Consider the following 15,143-nt stretch of genomic DNA (forward strand, 5'->3'; position numbering starts at 1 on the left):
GGGGACCTACTCGCCGCGCGAACGCGCCGTGCGCCGGCGGCCCAGCCCGATCGCGAGCCCGCCGAACACCAGGCCGGCGACCAGCAGGCCGAGGCCCAGCGGCAGCCGGTAGTCGCTCGCCGGAGCAGCGGCCGTCGTGCCGAGGTAACCGGCCGGGACCTCGGTCGGCACCGGCGGCTGCGTCGCGGTCGCGCCGTTGCCGTTTCCGCTGCCGCCGGACACGGCCACGAAGTTCTTCGGGATCGAGCAGCTCACGCCGCCGAGCACCAGCGTGGTGTTCACGTCCTGCAGCAACGCGTTCGACGCGTCGTGCACGTGGGTGGTCACGTCGACGCGCCAGCCGGCCTGCGCCGTGACGTCGCCGCCGCGCCAGCCGTCCTGCTTGATCAGCTGGTCGAACGCCGAGATCCGCGACACCACGACGTCCGACAGCGTCTTGCCGGCGTCGGCCTGCGGCACGGAGCCGGGCGCGCCCATGCGCAGGTTCTTCACGCTCAGCGAAGCCGAGCCCGCGGGCATCGAGACCTGCTTGAGCGTGTCGTCCTCGCCGCGCACCCAGAGCCGGGTGAGCGTGGTGGTGCCGGTGACCTTGTTCGGGGCCGAGCAGTCGGCGGCGCTGCGCGCGTTCTCCAGCACCAGCATCGTGTTGTCGACCGGGCGGGCCTTGCTGCGGGCGTTGTCACGCAGGGCGTAGTTGGTCTCGGCGACGGCCGTCGGCACGTTCGTGGCCTGCAGGGCCGCGACGACGTTGTGGTCGCGGCTCGCGATCCCGGCCGGGTACGGGCTCGTGGCCGCGTCGCCGAACTTGCCGAGGTCGATTTCCCAGTTGCCGCCGAACGTCGAGCGCTCGCCGTCGTTCTTCGGCACGGCCACGCGGTCGGCCGAGAGCTTCGACTGGCCGGGGGTGAGCGGTGAACGCTGCGTCTCGGTGATCAGCGAGCCGCCGTGCTGCGGGTCGGAGCCCAGCCGCACCGACGCCACGTTGGCGAACGACACGGGACCGGTCTTCTCGTCGACGGCCTTCACGGTCTGCGTCGTCTGCGCGGCGGCCACCGGAGCGAGTGCGGGCAACGCCGCCACCGCCAGAATTGCCGCCTTCGTCACGAAACGAGTCATTGTCTCCCCACTGCCTCCGCCTCGATCCGGGCGGATCGTCAGCGTACGAGAAGCGACGAAACGCCCCCGCGTCAACCTTGCACCGTCGGCCACCGGTTGCGAAGCCGAAGTGCCGATTCCTGACGAACTCACCCGATCGGGTGAGACTGGTGTGGGTGACCGGTGACCGACCGGGGCCACGGAGGGGAACACTACGATGGCGATGACCGTTGTCGACAATGACATCCGACTTCGGAACCCGCCGGCTCGTCCGGCGGCTTCGCGCGCAAGGGGAGGCAATGATGGCACCGGCCAGCACGGGCGCTCTTTCGGCCGGCACCGGCACGTCCGGTGACCCGGTGACGGCGCCGGCCGGCCCGCTCGAGGCTCCGGGTTCCGCCTCGGGCCCGCTGGGTCCGTCGGGCTCCGCGCTCGCCGACGCCGGCGACCTGCTGCGCGCGCTCGCCGCCCCCGTCCGGATCGCCATCGTGCTGCAGCTGCGCGAGGCCGACCGGTGCGTCCACGAGCTGGTGGACGCCCTCGACGTCGCTCAGCCGCTGATCAGCCAGCACCTGCGGGTGCTGAAGACGGCGGGCGTCGTGCAGGGCGAACGCCGGGGCCGGGAAGTCGTGTACCGCCTGGTGGACGACCACCTGGCCCACATCGTCGTCGACGCGGTCGCCCACGTGCAGGAAGGGAAGTGACCATGACCTCGACCCCCCACCCGGCGCCCCCATCGGCCCCCACCCCGAGCCCCAGTACCAACTCCGCCCCGGTGCCCGGGCGCCGCTCGACCAAGCAGCGCACGGCGGTGGTCGACCTGCTCAACACGGTCGACGACTTCCGGTCCGCGCAGGAACTGCACGACGAGCTGCGCAAGCGCGGCGACGGCATCGGCCTGACCACCGTGTACCGCACGCTGCAGTCGCTGTCGGAGGCCGGCGAGATCGACGTGCTGCGCACCGACTCCGGCGAGGCCATCTACCGCCGCTGCTCCACGCACCACCACCATCACCTCGTGTGCCGCGTGTGCGGGCGCACGGTGGAGGTCGAGGGCCCCGCCGTGGAGCGCTGGGCCGAGAAGATCGCGTCCGAGCACGGGTTCTCCGACATCAGCCACACCGTGGAGATCACGGGCACCTGCGCCGAGCACGCGGGCTGACGCGCCCTCAGTACTCGTAGGGGTCCTTCGGCGCGGCGATCCGCTCGACGGTCGCGGGCACGAAATCGGGCGTGTACGAGTTGTTCTCGTTCGCCGTGCCGGGCACGACCTGCCCGGTGACCTTCAGCCACGTGTCGCTCGGGAACCGGTCGGCGGCGCCGCCCTTCAGGTGCACGGTCACGGGTGCGGCGTCGGCGGCGCAGCAGCTGATCACCAGGCGCGCCAGCAGCGTGGTGCTGCCCTCGTGCACGACGAACCCGGACATGCCGATGGTGCGGCCGTTCATCGTCCCGTTGGAGTCCCAGCCCGCCCGGGTGACGACCTCGTTCATCGCCAGCTCCACGACCTTGCCCGCCGGCAACGGCGGGAACGCGGCCGCCGACGTGGTCGCGGCGCTCTGCGGCACGCGCGCCGTGGTGCGCGTGACCGAGTCGGCGCCGAGCGCGGGCGGCGCCACCAGGAACACCGCGAGCACGGGCACCACCAGCAGCCAGGCCGAGCGCGCCGTGTGGGCGTGGCCGTGGCCGTCGTCGACGTGCTCGTGGCCGTCGTGGCCTTCGTGACCGCCGTGTCCGGCCGCCGTGGGCTCGAGCGCCGCCGCCTTGGCCGCGGCCCGCGCCGTCACCAGGTCACGCAGGATCGCGACCGCGCCGAGCACCAGCATCACCACGCCGCCCGCGATGATCCACGGCTGCTGCGCGGGCTTGACGTAGCGCAGGTAGTCGCCGTTCACGGCGATCTTCACCAGCGCCCCGCCGAGCAGGATCAGCAGCACGTTCTGCGTCTCGCGCCTCATCGCGCACCCCCCAGCAGCAGCGCGCCCACGACCGTGCCGCACGCCAGCGCCACCACGAACGTCACCGGCGCGAACCGCACCGCGAACGACTTCCCGAACGTGCCGGCCTGCAGCGCGAACAGCTTCACGTCGATGGCCGGGCCGACCACGAGGAACACCAGCTTCGGCAGCATCGGCACCGCCGTGAGCGAAGCGGCCACGAACGCGTCGGCCTCACTGCACAGCGCGAGCACCACGGCCAGCACCGCCATCACGATCACGCCGACCACGACCTGGTCGGCCAGCACCCCGAACCACTTCGCGGGCACGAGCACGTTGAGCGTCGCCGAGATCAGCGCGCCCAGCACGAGGAACCCGCCCGCTTCGACGAGATCCGTGCGCGCGGTCTCCGCGAAGACCTTCCAGCGCTGCCCCGGCTCGACGTCGGGCAGCCGCCGCAGCGCGCGTTCGGTGATCCACGAGAGCTTGCCCCAGCGGGCCCAGATCCAGCCCATCACCATCGACGTCGCGAGCGAACCGAGAAACCGCGCCAGCACCATCTCAGGCCGGCCCGGGAACGCGACCGCCGTGGCCACCAGCACCACCGGGTTCACCGCGGGCGCCGCCAGCAGGAACGTGAGCGCCGCGGCCGGTGCGACCCCCTGGCCGATCAGCCGCCGTGCCACCGGCACGGACGCGCACTCGCACCCCGGCAGCGCGACGCCGGCGAGCCCGGCGACCCCCACCGCCGCGCCCGCGCGCTTGGGCAGCACGCGTTCCAGCACCCGCGCCGGCACGAACGCGGCGATCGCACCGCTGATCAGCACGCCGAGCACGAGGAACGGCAGCGCCTGCACGCACACGGCCACGAACACCGTGGAGCCGGTGCGCAGCGCGGGCACGTCGAACAGGTCCTGCAGCCGGCCCTGAGCGAGGATCGCGACGAGCAGCACCGCGCACAGGATCTCGATCGAGCTGACCCGGATCCGCCGCGCGCGCCGCTTCTGCTCGGGCGCGTTGTCGACAAGGGTTTTCACGAGGCCCGATGATGCCAGCCCGGACCCGCCCGACCCCAGCGGGACACAGCGCGACGGGACCGCTCGGACCGTTTTCGGCCCGAATCCGCCGTTCGCGCGCCCGCCAACCGGACAAGCCGGGCGCGAAACGTCAGTCCTGGCCCAGCCCCGGCAGTTCCGTCCGCAGCTGCGACGCGGTGGAGACCACGAGCATCAGCAACGTGCCCAGCGCCGACGGATCCATGCCCTCGGCCGGGAACGCGTAGCGCAGGGTCACGTCGACCCCGCTGTCGGTGTGGCCCACACCGAGCGTGCCGAACAGGCCCTGCCCCGCGCGTTCGGCCACGGCGACGGCGATCGCCGGGTTGTCCGGCAGGTCCCAGGCGACCACGCAGGTCAGGCTCAGCACCGTGAGCCCGTCGGCCAGGCGCGTGGCCTGGATGACGCACGGGACCTCGGCGTGGCGGAAGGTGATCGCGCCGTCGTCGTCCACGTGCACGTCGAGGTAGCGCTCCAGGGCCTCGCGCGCGAGCGCGAGCAGCGCGGCCGTGTCGGCCGCCTCGGAGGTGCTCACGACGCTTCCCCGGCCGCGCGCTCGGCTTCCGCCTGGTCGACCGCGGCACCGAACCGGCGGTCGCGCTTGGCGAACTCGAGGCAGGCGTTCCACAGGTGCGTGCGGTCGAAGTCGGGGAAGAGCGTGTCCTGGAAGACCATCTCCGCGTACGCCGACTGCCACAGCATGAAGTTCGACGTCCGCTGCTCGCCCGAGGGCCGCAGGAACAGGTCCACGTCGGGCATGTCGGGCTGGTACAGGTACTTCGCGATGGTGCGCTCGTCGATCTTGTCGGCCTTGACCTTGCCGTCCACCACGTCCTGCGCGATCCGGCGCATCGCGTCGCCCAGCTCGGCGCGGCCGCCGTAGTTGACGCACATCGTCATGTTGAGCTTGGTGTTGCTCTTGGTCTTCTCTTCCGCGACCTGCAGTTCCTTGATCACGCTGGCCCACAGCTTCGGCCGGCGCCCCGCCCAGCGGATGCGCACGCCGATCGAGCCCAGGTAGTCGACCTGGCGGCGGATGGTGTCGCGGTTGAAGCCCATGAGGAAGCGGACCTCCTCCGGGCTGCGCTTCCAGTTCTCCGTGGAGAACGCGTAGACCGAAAGCCACTTCACCCCGAGCTCGACGGCGCCGCTGGCCACGTCGATCATCACGGCCTCGCCGCGCTTGTGGCCCTCGATGCGGGGCAGGCCCCGCTGGTTGGCCCAGCGCCCGTTGCCGTCCATCACCAGCGCCACGTGCTTCGGCACGAGATCCTTCGGGATCTCCGGCGGCCTGGCTCCCGACGGGTGCGGATCCGGTGCCCGCAGCTCGTACCCCGACGCCCGGACCTCGCGTCCCCTGCGCAGCACTTCGCGCCTCCTGGAAGAGTGAAAATTTCCTACGCGCAAGACCCTACTTGGCCGGTGTCACGGTCTCCCGGGCACGCCTTTCGACCAGCGGAAGCGAACGCAGCTGGCGTTCGAGGTGCCACTGCAGGTGGGCCGCCACCAGGCCCGACGCGTCCCGCCGGGTCACGCCGTGCGAGGCCTCCGCCACCGGCCATTCGCCGTGCAGGAGGGCCTCGAGCAGGGTGAGCACCTCGGGCGCGGGGTGCACGGAACCCGCGATGCGGCAGTCCGGGCACATCGAGCCGCCGGCGGCCACGTTGAACGCGGCGTGCGGGCCGGGCAGGCCGCAGCGGGCGCACTCGGTGATGGCGGGCGCCCAGCCGGCGTAGGCCATGGCCCGCAGGAAGAACGCGTCGAGGACGAGGGAGGCGTCGCGTTCGCCACCCGCGAGCGCGCGCAACGCGCCCACGACCAGCAGGTACAGCTTGAGGACCGGCTCACCCTCTTCGGCCGAGAGCCGGTCGGCCGTCTCCGCGATCGCGCTGGCCGCGGTGTAGCGCTGGTAGTCGGCGACCAGCGGCAGCGCGAACGCGTCCACGGTCTCGACCTGGGTGATCACATCGAGAGTGCGGCCGGTGTAGAACTGCACGTCCACGTGCCCGAAGGGCTCCAGCCGGGCCCCGAACCGCGACGAGGTGCGGCGCACGCCCTTGGCCACGGCACGGACCTTCCCGTGCCGGCGGGTCAGCAGGGTGACGATCCGGTCGGCCTCACCCAGCTTGTGCGTGCGCAGCACCACTCCGGTGTCGCGGTAGAGGTTCACCACACCGACATCGTCCCACTTCCGGGCGATGCCGGGGCGGTGACACCCTGGTTGGGCGCGTCAGCAGCCGTAGTAGCCGGTGCAGTACGTGGTGACCGTGGTCGCCGCGACGATCCCGATGATGAGGAACGTGATCGCGAGGGCGTAGCCGATGCCGCCGATGATCGTGGCGATCAGGCACAGCGTCTTCGTGGTCTGCGACGCCTGCTGGGCCATCGCGTAGTTGCCCTGCATCTTGAAGGTGCGGACCTCGTTGGACTTCATGATCGCGAAGATCGCGAGGATCCACATCAGGAAGATGCAGCCGATCGCCCAGCCCTTGTACTCCTTGATGGCGTTGATGTCGCCACCCGGCGGCATCCCCATGCCGGGGCCGTAACCGGGCTGCCCGAACGGCGCCTGCTGCCCGAACTGGCCCTGCTGGCCGTACGGGCCCTGCTGGCCATACGGGGTCGGCATCGGGCCGGACGGCGTGCCATACGGCTGCTGGCCGTAGGGCGGCTGCGGCTGACCGTACGGATTGGTCATGACTGGTTCCCCAAACTCCTCGTGCTTCCGGCGAGCTCCCCCCGCCGCGGGTCTTGGTCCGCGCCCCTGCGCGATCGAGGCCGTGGCCCGGCGCTGTCGATCGGTTTGACAGCTTCGCGGGTCACTGCTGGGGCGGCTGGCCGAACTCGCCCGGCTGGATCTTCTGCGTCTCCGCGGGCGGCGCGGGCGCTTCCACGGCCGGCGAACCCGGCTGCAGCATCTGCGTGCGCTCGGCTCCGTCGAACGCGCCGCTCTCGGGCTGCGCGGCGCCGCCGCCCGGCTTGAGCATCTGCGTGGGCTCGGCCTGCTCGAACGCGGTCGCACCCGGCGACTCGGCGCCCGGCTGCGCGAACCCGCCGCTCGCCGGGGCACCCGGCTGGCCGAAACCGCCCGACGGCGCCTGGCCCGGCTGGCCGAAACCGCCGGCGGCCGGCTGCCCGAACCCGGGCTGCGCGCCGAACCCGCTCGGCTGCTGGCCGAACCCGGCGGGCTGCTGGGCGAACCCGCCCGGCTGCTGCCCGGCGGGCGGGAACCCGCCGCCGAAGGGCTGCTGCTGGCCGAAGCCCGGCTGCCCCGCCTGGCCCGCGGGCGCGGCGTCGGCGGGCACGACGATTGTGCCGACGATCTTGTCCGAGAACGTCTGGGACTTGGCGTCCCACAGCGGCCACAGGTAACCGAGCGAGCAGAGGAAGCCGTCGAGGACGTGCGCGAGGTCGCGCAGGAACGCCATGCCGGCGCCGATCGGCTGCCCGGTGGCCTCGCTGACGAGCTTGATGCCGACGACGCGCTTGCCGAGCGACTGCCCCGTGTTCCCGGCCGTGATCCAGCGGTTGTAGATCTGCCAGCCGATGTTCCCGAAGATCGCGAGCCCGTAGATGATCGCCCCGGCGCTCCACGACGCGATCGAGACGAGCAGGGCGATGATGATCGCGGCGAGGAACGGCCCGAAGTCGATCAGGTAGGCGCCGGCGCGCTGGCCCCAGTTCGCGTAGGCGCCACCGGGCGGGCCGTACGGGTTCGGCTGGCCGAACCCGCCGGGCTGCCCGAACGTGGGCGGCTGGCCGAAACCACCGGCGGGCGGCTGACCGAACCCGGGCTGTCCGAAGCCCGGCTGGCCCTGCGCGTCCGGCTGGCCGAAGCCCGGCTGCGCCTGACCCGGCTGCCCGAAACCGGGCTGTTGCCCGAAACCGCCGGGCTGCTGGGGGAACCCGCCCGAAGGCGGTTGCTGGCCGAAGCCGCCGGGTGCTCCGAACGGCTGCTGCCCTTGCGGTTGTCCGAAGGGCGGCTGGCCCTGCGGCTGCCCCATGGGCCGGCCGTAGGGATCGGTCATCGTGTTCTCCCCCTCGCTCGTCCTGACCCGCGTGCGGTGGCACGCGAGAACCGGCCGAGTCCGATGAGGACGGGCCGGTGCGCGGGAGCGTACCTGGTCCGGACGAGGTCGGCCCAGGTAGGCGCCCGCACCGGGTGGCGGCCGGAAACCCGTACGACGAACGGGAAGCGAAGACGGTTCCGGCGGCAGGGAAACTCAGACCGACAAACCGGTGAACGGCGCGAACGGCAGGTTCCGCACCACGAACCAGATCGCGAACACCACCGCCACCACGAGCGGCGTGCGGCGCCAGTGCAGCCACGACCGGACCGCCCGTCCGCGCAGCCGCCCGACGGTCCACACGACACCGCTCCACGCGAACAGCGCCACAAACACGAGCGCCACCGCGTTGTAGTGCACGGCGCCGGCGAGGTCGCCGTGCATGAGGCTGTAGGCCATCCGCATGCCGCCGCAGCCGGGGCAGTCGATGCCGAAGAGGAACTTGGTGGGGCACACCGGCAACGGCCCGCCCGGCGTCGTCGGATCGCCGAACCACACCGCCGCGCAGCACACGCCGAGGCCCGCGACCACGGCCGCCGGGCCCGCCAGCGCCCGCGCCGTGGCTCGCGCGCCCCGCGCCGGGATTCCCGTGTAGACGGTGCTCACGACGACCAGAACCCGGCGGACGTCCCCGCGATCAGGAACACGAACAAAACCACCAGCAGGTACGCCACGATGCCGATCGGAATCGCCAGCGCCGACCACATGGCCCACTTCCCCGCCTGGTCCGCGGCGTGCTGCGCTTCGGCGAAGCGGCCCTGGTACCACAGGGAGTTGACCTCGTTGGCCTTCACGATGGACACGATCCCGAGCGGCAGGCAGCAGAAGATCGTGGTGAGGATGCCCCACACGAGCCGGTTGTCCGGCGGCGGCGGGAAGTTCGGCTGTGGGCCGCCGTAGTAGTACGGGCCGCCGGGAGGCGGCGGGTACGGCCCGCCGGGTGGCGGGTACGGGCCGGTCATCGCGTCCCCCTGCTGTCGGTCGTGGGCGAGGGTACTGACGCTACCGCCCGCAGCGCGGCGTCAAAAGCCGAGACGGCGCAGCTGCTTCGGGTCGCGCTGCCAGTCCTTGGCCACCTTGATGTGCAGGTCGAGGTACACCTTCGAGCCCAGCAGGCCCTCGATCTGCTTGCGCGCCGCGGCTCCGACCTCACGCAGGCGTTCACCCTTGTGCCCGAGGATGATGCCCTTCTGGCTGGGCCGCTCCACGTACAGGAACGCGTGCACGTCCACGAGGTCGTCGCGGCCTTCGCGCGGCAGCATCTCCTCCACCGTCACGGCGATGGAGTGCGGCAGCTCGTCACGCACGCCTTCGAGTGCCGCCTCGCGGATCAGTTCGGCCACGAGCGTCATCTCGGGCTCGTCGGTGAGCTCGCCGCCCGGGTAGAGCTGCGGGCCTTCCGGCAGCCGCGCCACGAGCAGGTCGGCCACGGTCTGCACCTGGAAACCGTCCACAGCGGACACCGGCACGAGGTCGGCGAACTCCATCACGCCCTGCAGCGCCAGCAGCTGCTCGGCCACCTGCTCGGGCTTCACCAGGTCGGTCTTGGTCACCACGCCGATCACCGGCGTGCGCCGGGCGATCTTCGTCAGCTCGGCGGCGATGAACTTGTCCCCGGGGCCGATCTTTTCGTTGGCGGGCACGCAGAACCCGACGACGTCCACTTCGGACCACGTCTCGTGCACCACGTCGTTGAGCCGCTGCCCGAGCAGCGTGCGCGGGCGGTGCAGGCCGGGCGTGTCGATGATGACCAGCTGCGCGTCCTCGCGGTGCACGATGCCGCGGATCGCGTGCCGGGTCGTCTGCGGCTTGCTGGAGGTGATGGCGACCTTCGAGCCGACGAGCGCGTTCGTGAGCGTCGACTTGCCCGCGTTGGGACGGCCGACGAAGCAGGCGAAGCCGGAGCGGTGCGCGCCGGCCATCAGCGCAGCACCTCGACGACGTCGCCCTTCGGGTCGGCCAGGATGATCGGCGCGGTCTTCGCGACGTCGCGGACCGCCTGCACCGACGCCTCCTGCACCAGCGCGTCGCCCGTCACCACGGCCGCCGCCTCGAGCCCTTCGGCGCCGCTCGACAGCGCGGCCGCGACGGCGGCCTGCACGGCCGTGAGCTTGAAGGAGGGCTGGTCGACGGTCACCGCGGTGTACGTCCGGCCGTCGGTGTCGCGCACGGCCGCGCCCTCCTCGGCGCCGACGCGGGCGCGTGCCGACCGGGCCAGCGTGACGAGCTTCTGGTCCTCGGCGTCGAGGTCAGGCATGTTCGACTCTCCTGTCGCGTTCTTCGGGCTGGGGCACCCGGGTGCGCCGGCGCGTGCCGGACTCGGTCACGGCGTCCGCGTCGGCCGGGTGGACGACGACCGACGTGATCCGCATGCGGCCACGGCGGTCCTTGCCCCCTTCGGCGAACAGCCGAAGGCCGGCGACCTCGGCTTCGGCCCCCGGAAGAGGGACCCTACCCAGTCGCTCCGCGAGCAGCCCGCCCACGGTCTCCACGTCGTGGTCCTCGAGGTCGATGCCGAAGAGCTCACCGAGGTCGTCGACGCTCAACCGGGACGACACGCGCACCGCGCCGCCCTCGAGCTCCTCGACGTCGGGCCGCTCGTCGGTGTCGGACTCGTCGGTGATCTCGCCGACGATCTCCTCGAGGATGTCCTCGATGGTCAGCAGGCCCGCGGTGCCGCCGTACTCGTCGACCGCGATGGCCATGTGGTTGTGCGTGCGCTGCATCTCCTTGAGCAGCTCGTCGAGCCGCTTGGAGTCGGGCACGTAGCTCGCCGGGTTCATGACCTGGTCCACGACCGTGCTCGGGCCGTCCGGGTCCATGTACGCCGGCATCAGGTCCTTGATGTTCACCACGCCGACGATGTCGTCCACGGACTCGTCGATCACCGGCACGCGCGTGAAGCCGGTGCGCAGGGCGAGCGCGAGCGCCTGGCGCACGGTCTTGGTGCGCTCGATCCACACGATCTCGGTGCGCGGCACCATCACCTCGCGCGCGATCGTGTCGCCCAGCTCGAACACCGAGTGGATCATCTCGCGCTCGGAGTCCTCGACCACGCCGCGTTCCTGCGCGAGGTCGACCAGCTCGCGCAGCTCGACTTCGGAGGTGAACGGGCCTTCGCGGAAGCCCTGGCCGGGGGTGATCGCGTTACCGATCACGATCAGCAGCCGCGAGAGCGGGCCGAGGATCGAGCCGAGGACGCGTACGGGCCCGGCGACGATCGTGCCGACGCGGTAGGGGTGCTGGCGGCCGATGGTGCGCGGCCCGACGCCGATGAGCACGTAGCTCACCACCACCATCACCACGGCGGAGACGAGCACGGCGAGCCACAGCTTGCCGAACCAGGCGAGGAACGACACGGTGACCAGGACCGTGGCCGTGAGCTCGCAGCCGAGGCGCAGCAGCAGGAGCAGGTTGATGTGGCGGCGGCGTTCGGCGACGACGGCGGCGAGCTGGCGCGCACCGGCCCGGCCGATGCGCACGAGCCCTTCGGTGCGGGCCTGCGAAACGGTGCTGACGGCCGCGTCGGCGGCCGCGAACACCCCCGCCAGCAGCACGAGCGCCACCGCGACGACCAGCTGTGCCGTGGGACTGCCCATGATCGCTGCCTAGGGGGTTTCCTCGGCCGGTTTCGCCGCGGTCGGGGTCGTCGCCACGTCCGGCGTGTCCAAGCCCGCGATGCCGAGCACGCGGTCGTCGGCGTTGCGCTGCGCGTTCTTCCGGTTCAGCTCGGCCACGGCCGACTGGAACTCCGTCAGGATGCGCTTCTGCAGGCCGAACATCTCGCGTTCCTCGGCCGGCTCGGCGTGGTCGTAGCCGAGCAGGTGCAGCACGCCGTGGACGGTGAGCAGGTGCAGCTCGTCGATCAGCGCGTGGCCCGCGGTCTTCGCCTGGTCCTTCGCGAACGCCGGGCACAGCACGATGTCGCCCAGCAGCGCCGGCGACGCGTCGGGCGCGTCGGGGCGGCGCGACGAGTCGAGCTCGTCCATCGGGAAGGCCATCACGTCGGTGGGCCCGGGCAGGTCCATCCAGCGTTCGTGCAGGTCTTCCATGACTTCGAGCGTGACGAGCAGGATGGACAGCTCGGCGAGCGGGCTGACCTCCATCTTGTCGAGCGCGTAGCGCGCGGCCGAGACGATCGACGTCTCGTCGACGTCGACGCCCGACTCGTTGGCGATCTCGATGCTCATCGGCGGTTGCCCTTCCAGCCGCCCTGCTGCTGGTCCTGGGCGTCCTGCACGGCCTGCCACTTCTCGTACGCGTCGACGATGTCGCCGACGAGCCGGTGGCGCACCACGTCCTGGCTGGTCAGCTCGGCGAAGTGGAGGTCGTTGACACCGTCGAGGATGTCGCGGACCACGCGCAGGCCGCTCTTCTGGCCGTTGGGCAGGTCGACCTGCGTGATGTCACCGGTGACCACGATTTTCGAGCCGAAGCCGAGGCGCGTCAGGAACATCTTCATCTGCTCGGGCGTGGTGTTCTGGGCCTCGTCGAGGATGATGAAGGCGTCGTTCAGCGTGCGGCCGCGCATGTACGCGAGCGGCGCGATCTCGATCGTGCCGGCCTGCATGAGGCGCGGGATCGACTCGGGCTCGACCATGTCGTGCAGCGCGTCGTAGAGCGGGCGCAGGTACGGGTCGATCTTCTCGTTGAGCGTGCCGGGCAGGTAGCCGAGCCGCTCGCCCGCCTCGACGGCGGGACGGGTCAGCACGATGCGCGTGACCTGCTTGGCCTGCAGCGCCTGCACGGCCTTCGCCATGGCGAGGTACGTCTTGCCGGTACCGGCGGGGCCGATGCCGAAGACGATGGTGTGCTTGTCGATGGCGTCGACGTAGCGCTTCTGGTTGAGCGTCTTGGGCCGGATCGTCTTGCCGCGGCGGGAGACGATGTTGAGGCTCAGGACCTCGGCCGGGGACGCGTCGCCGGAGGACAGCATGCCGACGGTGCGGCGCACCGTGTCGGGGCCGACCTGCTGGCCGCCGGTGGCGAGCTGCACGAGGTCGGTGAAGACGCGTTCGGCGAACGCCACGTCGGCGGGCGCGCCGGTGAGGGTCACTTCGTTGCCGCGGACGTGCACGTCGGCGGCGAGGAGCTCCTCGGCGACGCGCAGGTTCTCGTCACGCGAGCCGAGCAGGCTCAGGACGGCGGCTTCGGGGATGGGGAAGCGGGACTGGGCCACGGGGGTGGCGTCCTCGTTCTTCGACTGCGCCGCCTTGCCGGCGGTGGCGTCGGGTCGGGCGGCTCCACCCTGTGCGGTTCCGGCCACGTGGCCTCTGGCCTGCTTTCTGCTGCTTCGCCTGACGGACTTCTGACGTTGCCGATGCTACTTGCTCGCGACTGCCCACCGCAGGTCGGTTTAGGCGTGGCGTCCGAACAACCCGAGCTGCTCGCCGCCCAGCACGTGCGCGTGGACGTGGAAGACGGTCTGTCCCGCGTCGCCGTCGGTGTTGAACACCACGCGGTACCCGGACTCCACGATGCCCTCGAGCTCGGCCACCTTGCGGGCGCTCAGCACCACGGCGCTCAGCAGCTCCGGATCCGAAGCGGCCAGCTCGCCCACGTTGCGGTAGCGCTTCTTCGGCACCACCAGCACGTGCACCTTGGCCTGCGGATTGATATCGCGGAACGCGAACGTCCGGTCGTCCTCGTACACCACATCCGCCGGGATCTCCCCCGCGATGATCCGCTCGAACAACGTCTCCGCATCACTCATGCGCCCACCCTACAAACCCGCCCCGCCATGATCGGCGCCCACCGCACCGCAGGGGCTCCGGCGGCTCGACCCCCTCGGCAACCACCGCACCTCGGGGCTCCGGGGCCTCGGCCCCCTTGGCAACCACCGCACCTCGGGGCTCCGGCGGCTCGACCCCCTTGGCAACCACCGCACCGTGGGGGTTCCGGGGGCTCGGCCCCCGGACAATACGCATCTCCTCGGACGGCGAAGCCGATCCGAAGGATCGTCGACGACAGCCGACGACGAGGAGATGCCGCGGGGGCGGTGGGCCCTGGGGGTCGGCCCACCGCGCCGCCGCGGCGCCGCCGGACCGAGGGGGGAGGTGCCCGGCGGAGCTTGTGACGTACGCGGTTTCGGGTACGCGCCACCAGGGGTTACCCACCCAGTGGCGCGTCGAAACGTCTTGCGCGTTGGTGACGAGCGTAGCTGCTCGGAGCGTGATCGCGCCATGACTCGCCGCAAAATGGGCCCGCAACGTGTCCGGTGGCGGTGTCCGTTGGTCAGGCCCAGCGGCCGGTCAGCGCGCCGAGGGCGCCGAGGGCGACGGCGGCCGCGGTGGAGGTGCGCAGCACGGTCGGGCCGAGGCGGACGGTGGTGGCGCCGGCGGCTTCGAGCGTGGCCAGCTCGTCGTCGGTGATGCCGCCTTCGGGGCCGACGACGAGCAGGATGTCGCCGGTGTCCGGGAGGCTGATTTCCGTGAGGCGGCTGGTCACGCCCGACTCCAGCACGAGCGTGCGGGACATCGTGGCGGCCAGCTGGGCGAGCTCGCGGGTGCCGACGGGCTCGATCACCTCGGGCACGTGGGCGCGACGAGCTTGTTTGGCGGCGGCGCGGGCGGTCGCGCGCCAGCGGGCCAGCGCCTTGTCGCCGCGCGTGCCGTCTTCCCACTTCGCGACGCTGCGGGCGGCGCGCCACGGCACGATCGCGTCGGCGCCGGCCTCGGTGGCGAGCTCCACGGCCAGCTCACCGCGGTCGCCTTTGGCCAGCGCCTGCGCGACGTGGACGCGCAGCGCAGGAGGTTCCTCGTCCCAGCGTTCGACGACCGTCAGGGTGAGGAACGCGTCTCGCCCGGTCTGCACCGCGTCGACGACGCAGCGGGCCATGGCGCCGGCGCCGTCGGAGAGCACGAGCTGCTCCCCCACGCGCAGCCGGCGCACGGTGGCGGCGTGCCGGGCTTCCTCGCCGTCGAGCACGGCCGAACCCCGGTCGGGTACGGCGGTGGCGAGGAAGACCGGCAGCGTGGTGTCGGGCACGG

At 71.8% G+C, this 15,143-nt stretch carries 19 protein-coding genes; 2 read left to right on the forward strand and 17 right to left on the reverse strand.

Annotated elements, in window-relative coordinates:
* Nucleotides 1-6 precede the first annotated feature (6 nt).
* Nucleotides 7-1,116, reverse strand: coding sequence for a hypothetical protein (locus ACQPXB_RS34390; RefSeq protein ID WP_366582598.1), 1,110 nt, complete (start codon nt 1,114-1,116; stop codon nt 7-9).
* Between the two features lie 281 nt (nt 1,117-1,397).
* Here ACQPXB_RS34390 and ACQPXB_RS34395 point away from each other — a divergent pair, with 281 nt between their 5' ends.
* Both ACQPXB_RS34395 and ACQPXB_RS34400 read left to right on the forward strand, forming a co-directional pair.
* Complete coding sequence (locus tag ACQPXB_RS34395; RefSeq protein WP_366582597.1) at nt 1,398-1,799, forward strand: ArsR/SmtB family transcription factor; 402 nt, start codon at nt 1,398-1,400, stop codon at nt 1,797-1,799.
* Between the two features lie 2 nt (nt 1,800-1,801).
* Entirely contained in the window at nt 1,802-2,257 is a 456-nt protein-coding gene (locus ACQPXB_RS34400; protein ID WP_432845815.1) for a Fur family transcriptional regulator, read from the forward strand.
* Between the two features lie 7 nt (nt 2,258-2,264).
* On the opposite strand, the gene ACQPXB_RS34405 is transcribed toward ACQPXB_RS34400, so the two are convergent.
* From ACQPXB_RS34405 to ACQPXB_RS34480, 16 genes are all read right to left on the reverse strand, one after another.
* The gene (locus ACQPXB_RS34405; protein WP_432845816.1) at nt 2,265-3,053 is read right to left on the reverse strand and encodes a TIGR03943 family putative permease subunit; all 789 of its coding nucleotides are present in this window, start codon (nt 3,051-3,053) and stop codon (nt 2,265-2,267) included.
* A complete protein-coding gene (locus ACQPXB_RS34410; RefSeq protein ID WP_366582594.1) occupies nt 3,050-4,069 on the reverse strand; it encodes a permease in 1,020 nt (339 codons plus the stop codon). Before ACQPXB_RS34410 ends, ACQPXB_RS34405 begins: the two co-directional genes overlap by 4 nt.
* A 130-nt stretch (nt 4,070-4,199) precedes the next feature.
* Nucleotides 4,200-4,622: a YbjN domain-containing protein gene (locus ACQPXB_RS34415; RefSeq protein ID WP_285973986.1), complete on the reverse strand. Its 423-nt coding sequence runs from the start codon at nt 4,620-4,622 to the stop codon at nt 4,200-4,202.
* Nucleotides 4,619-5,455 (reverse strand): isoprenyl transferase, encoded by an 837-nt coding sequence (locus tag ACQPXB_RS34420; protein ID WP_432845817.1) that lies wholly within the window; start codon nt 5,453-5,455, stop codon nt 4,619-4,621. The genes ACQPXB_RS34415 and ACQPXB_RS34420 overlap by 4 nt, the downstream gene beginning before the upstream one ends.
* Nucleotides 5,456-5,498: 43 nt before the next feature.
* The gene (recO, locus tag ACQPXB_RS34425) at nt 5,499-6,260 is read right to left on the reverse strand and encodes a DNA repair protein RecO (protein WP_285973984.1); all 762 of its coding nucleotides are present in this window, start codon (nt 6,258-6,260) and stop codon (nt 5,499-5,501) included.
* A gap of 57 nt (nt 6,261-6,317) precedes the next feature.
* Entirely contained in the window at nt 6,318-6,785 is a 468-nt protein-coding gene (locus ACQPXB_RS34430; protein ID WP_432845818.1) for a CD225/dispanin family protein, read from the reverse strand.
* Nucleotides 6,786-6,906: 121 nt separating this feature from the next.
* Complete coding sequence (locus tag ACQPXB_RS34435; protein ID WP_432845819.1) at nt 6,907-8,115, reverse strand: RDD family protein; 1,209 nt, start codon at nt 8,113-8,115, stop codon at nt 6,907-6,909.
* 195 nt (nt 8,116-8,310) lie between these two features.
* A complete protein-coding gene (locus tag ACQPXB_RS34440; protein WP_432845820.1) occupies nt 8,311-8,760 on the reverse strand; it encodes a DUF2752 domain-containing protein in 450 nt (149 codons plus the stop codon).
* Nucleotides 8,757-9,116: a CD225/dispanin family protein gene (locus tag ACQPXB_RS34445; protein ID WP_366582589.1), complete on the reverse strand. Its 360-nt coding sequence runs from the start codon at nt 9,114-9,116 to the stop codon at nt 8,757-8,759. The genes ACQPXB_RS34440 and ACQPXB_RS34445 overlap by 4 nt, the downstream gene beginning before the upstream one ends.
* A gap of 60 nt (nt 9,117-9,176) precedes the next feature.
* A complete protein-coding gene (era, locus tag ACQPXB_RS34450; RefSeq protein WP_366582588.1) occupies nt 9,177-10,076 on the reverse strand; it encodes a GTPase Era in 900 nt (299 codons plus the stop codon).
* Entirely contained in the window at nt 10,076-10,411 is a 336-nt protein-coding gene (locus tag ACQPXB_RS34455; protein WP_366582587.1) for a cytidine deaminase, read from the reverse strand. The genes era and ACQPXB_RS34455 overlap by 1 nt, the downstream gene beginning before the upstream one ends.
* Complete coding sequence (locus ACQPXB_RS34460) at nt 10,404-11,753, reverse strand: CNNM domain-containing protein (RefSeq protein ID WP_366582586.1); 1,350 nt, start codon at nt 11,751-11,753, stop codon at nt 10,404-10,406. The genes ACQPXB_RS34455 and ACQPXB_RS34460 overlap by 8 nt, the downstream gene beginning before the upstream one ends.
* Nucleotides 11,754-11,762: 9 nt before the next feature.
* Nucleotides 11,763-12,344, reverse strand: coding sequence for an rRNA maturation RNase YbeY (gene ybeY / locus ACQPXB_RS34465; protein WP_432845821.1), 582 nt, complete (start codon nt 12,342-12,344; stop codon nt 11,763-11,765).
* Nucleotides 12,341-13,420 (reverse strand): PhoH family protein, encoded by a 1,080-nt coding sequence (locus ACQPXB_RS34470; RefSeq protein WP_366582584.1) that lies wholly within the window; start codon nt 13,418-13,420, stop codon nt 12,341-12,343. Before ACQPXB_RS34470 ends, ybeY begins: the two co-directional genes overlap by 4 nt.
* Before the next feature lie 90 nt (nt 13,421-13,510).
* The gene (locus ACQPXB_RS34475) at nt 13,511-13,867 is read right to left on the reverse strand and encodes a histidine triad nucleotide-binding protein (protein WP_366582583.1); all 357 of its coding nucleotides are present in this window, start codon (nt 13,865-13,867) and stop codon (nt 13,511-13,513) included.
* A 521-nt stretch (nt 13,868-14,388) separates the two neighbouring features.
* Complete coding sequence (locus ACQPXB_RS34480) at nt 14,389-15,141, reverse strand: 16S rRNA (uracil(1498)-N(3))-methyltransferase (protein WP_386952407.1); 753 nt, start codon at nt 15,139-15,141, stop codon at nt 14,389-14,391.
* Nucleotides 15,142-15,143: the final 2 nt, after the last annotated feature.

This window comes from Amycolatopsis sp. CA-161197 (assembly GCF_050942255.1).
Lineage (GTDB): Bacteria > Actinomycetota > Actinomycetes > Mycobacteriales > Pseudonocardiaceae > Amycolatopsis.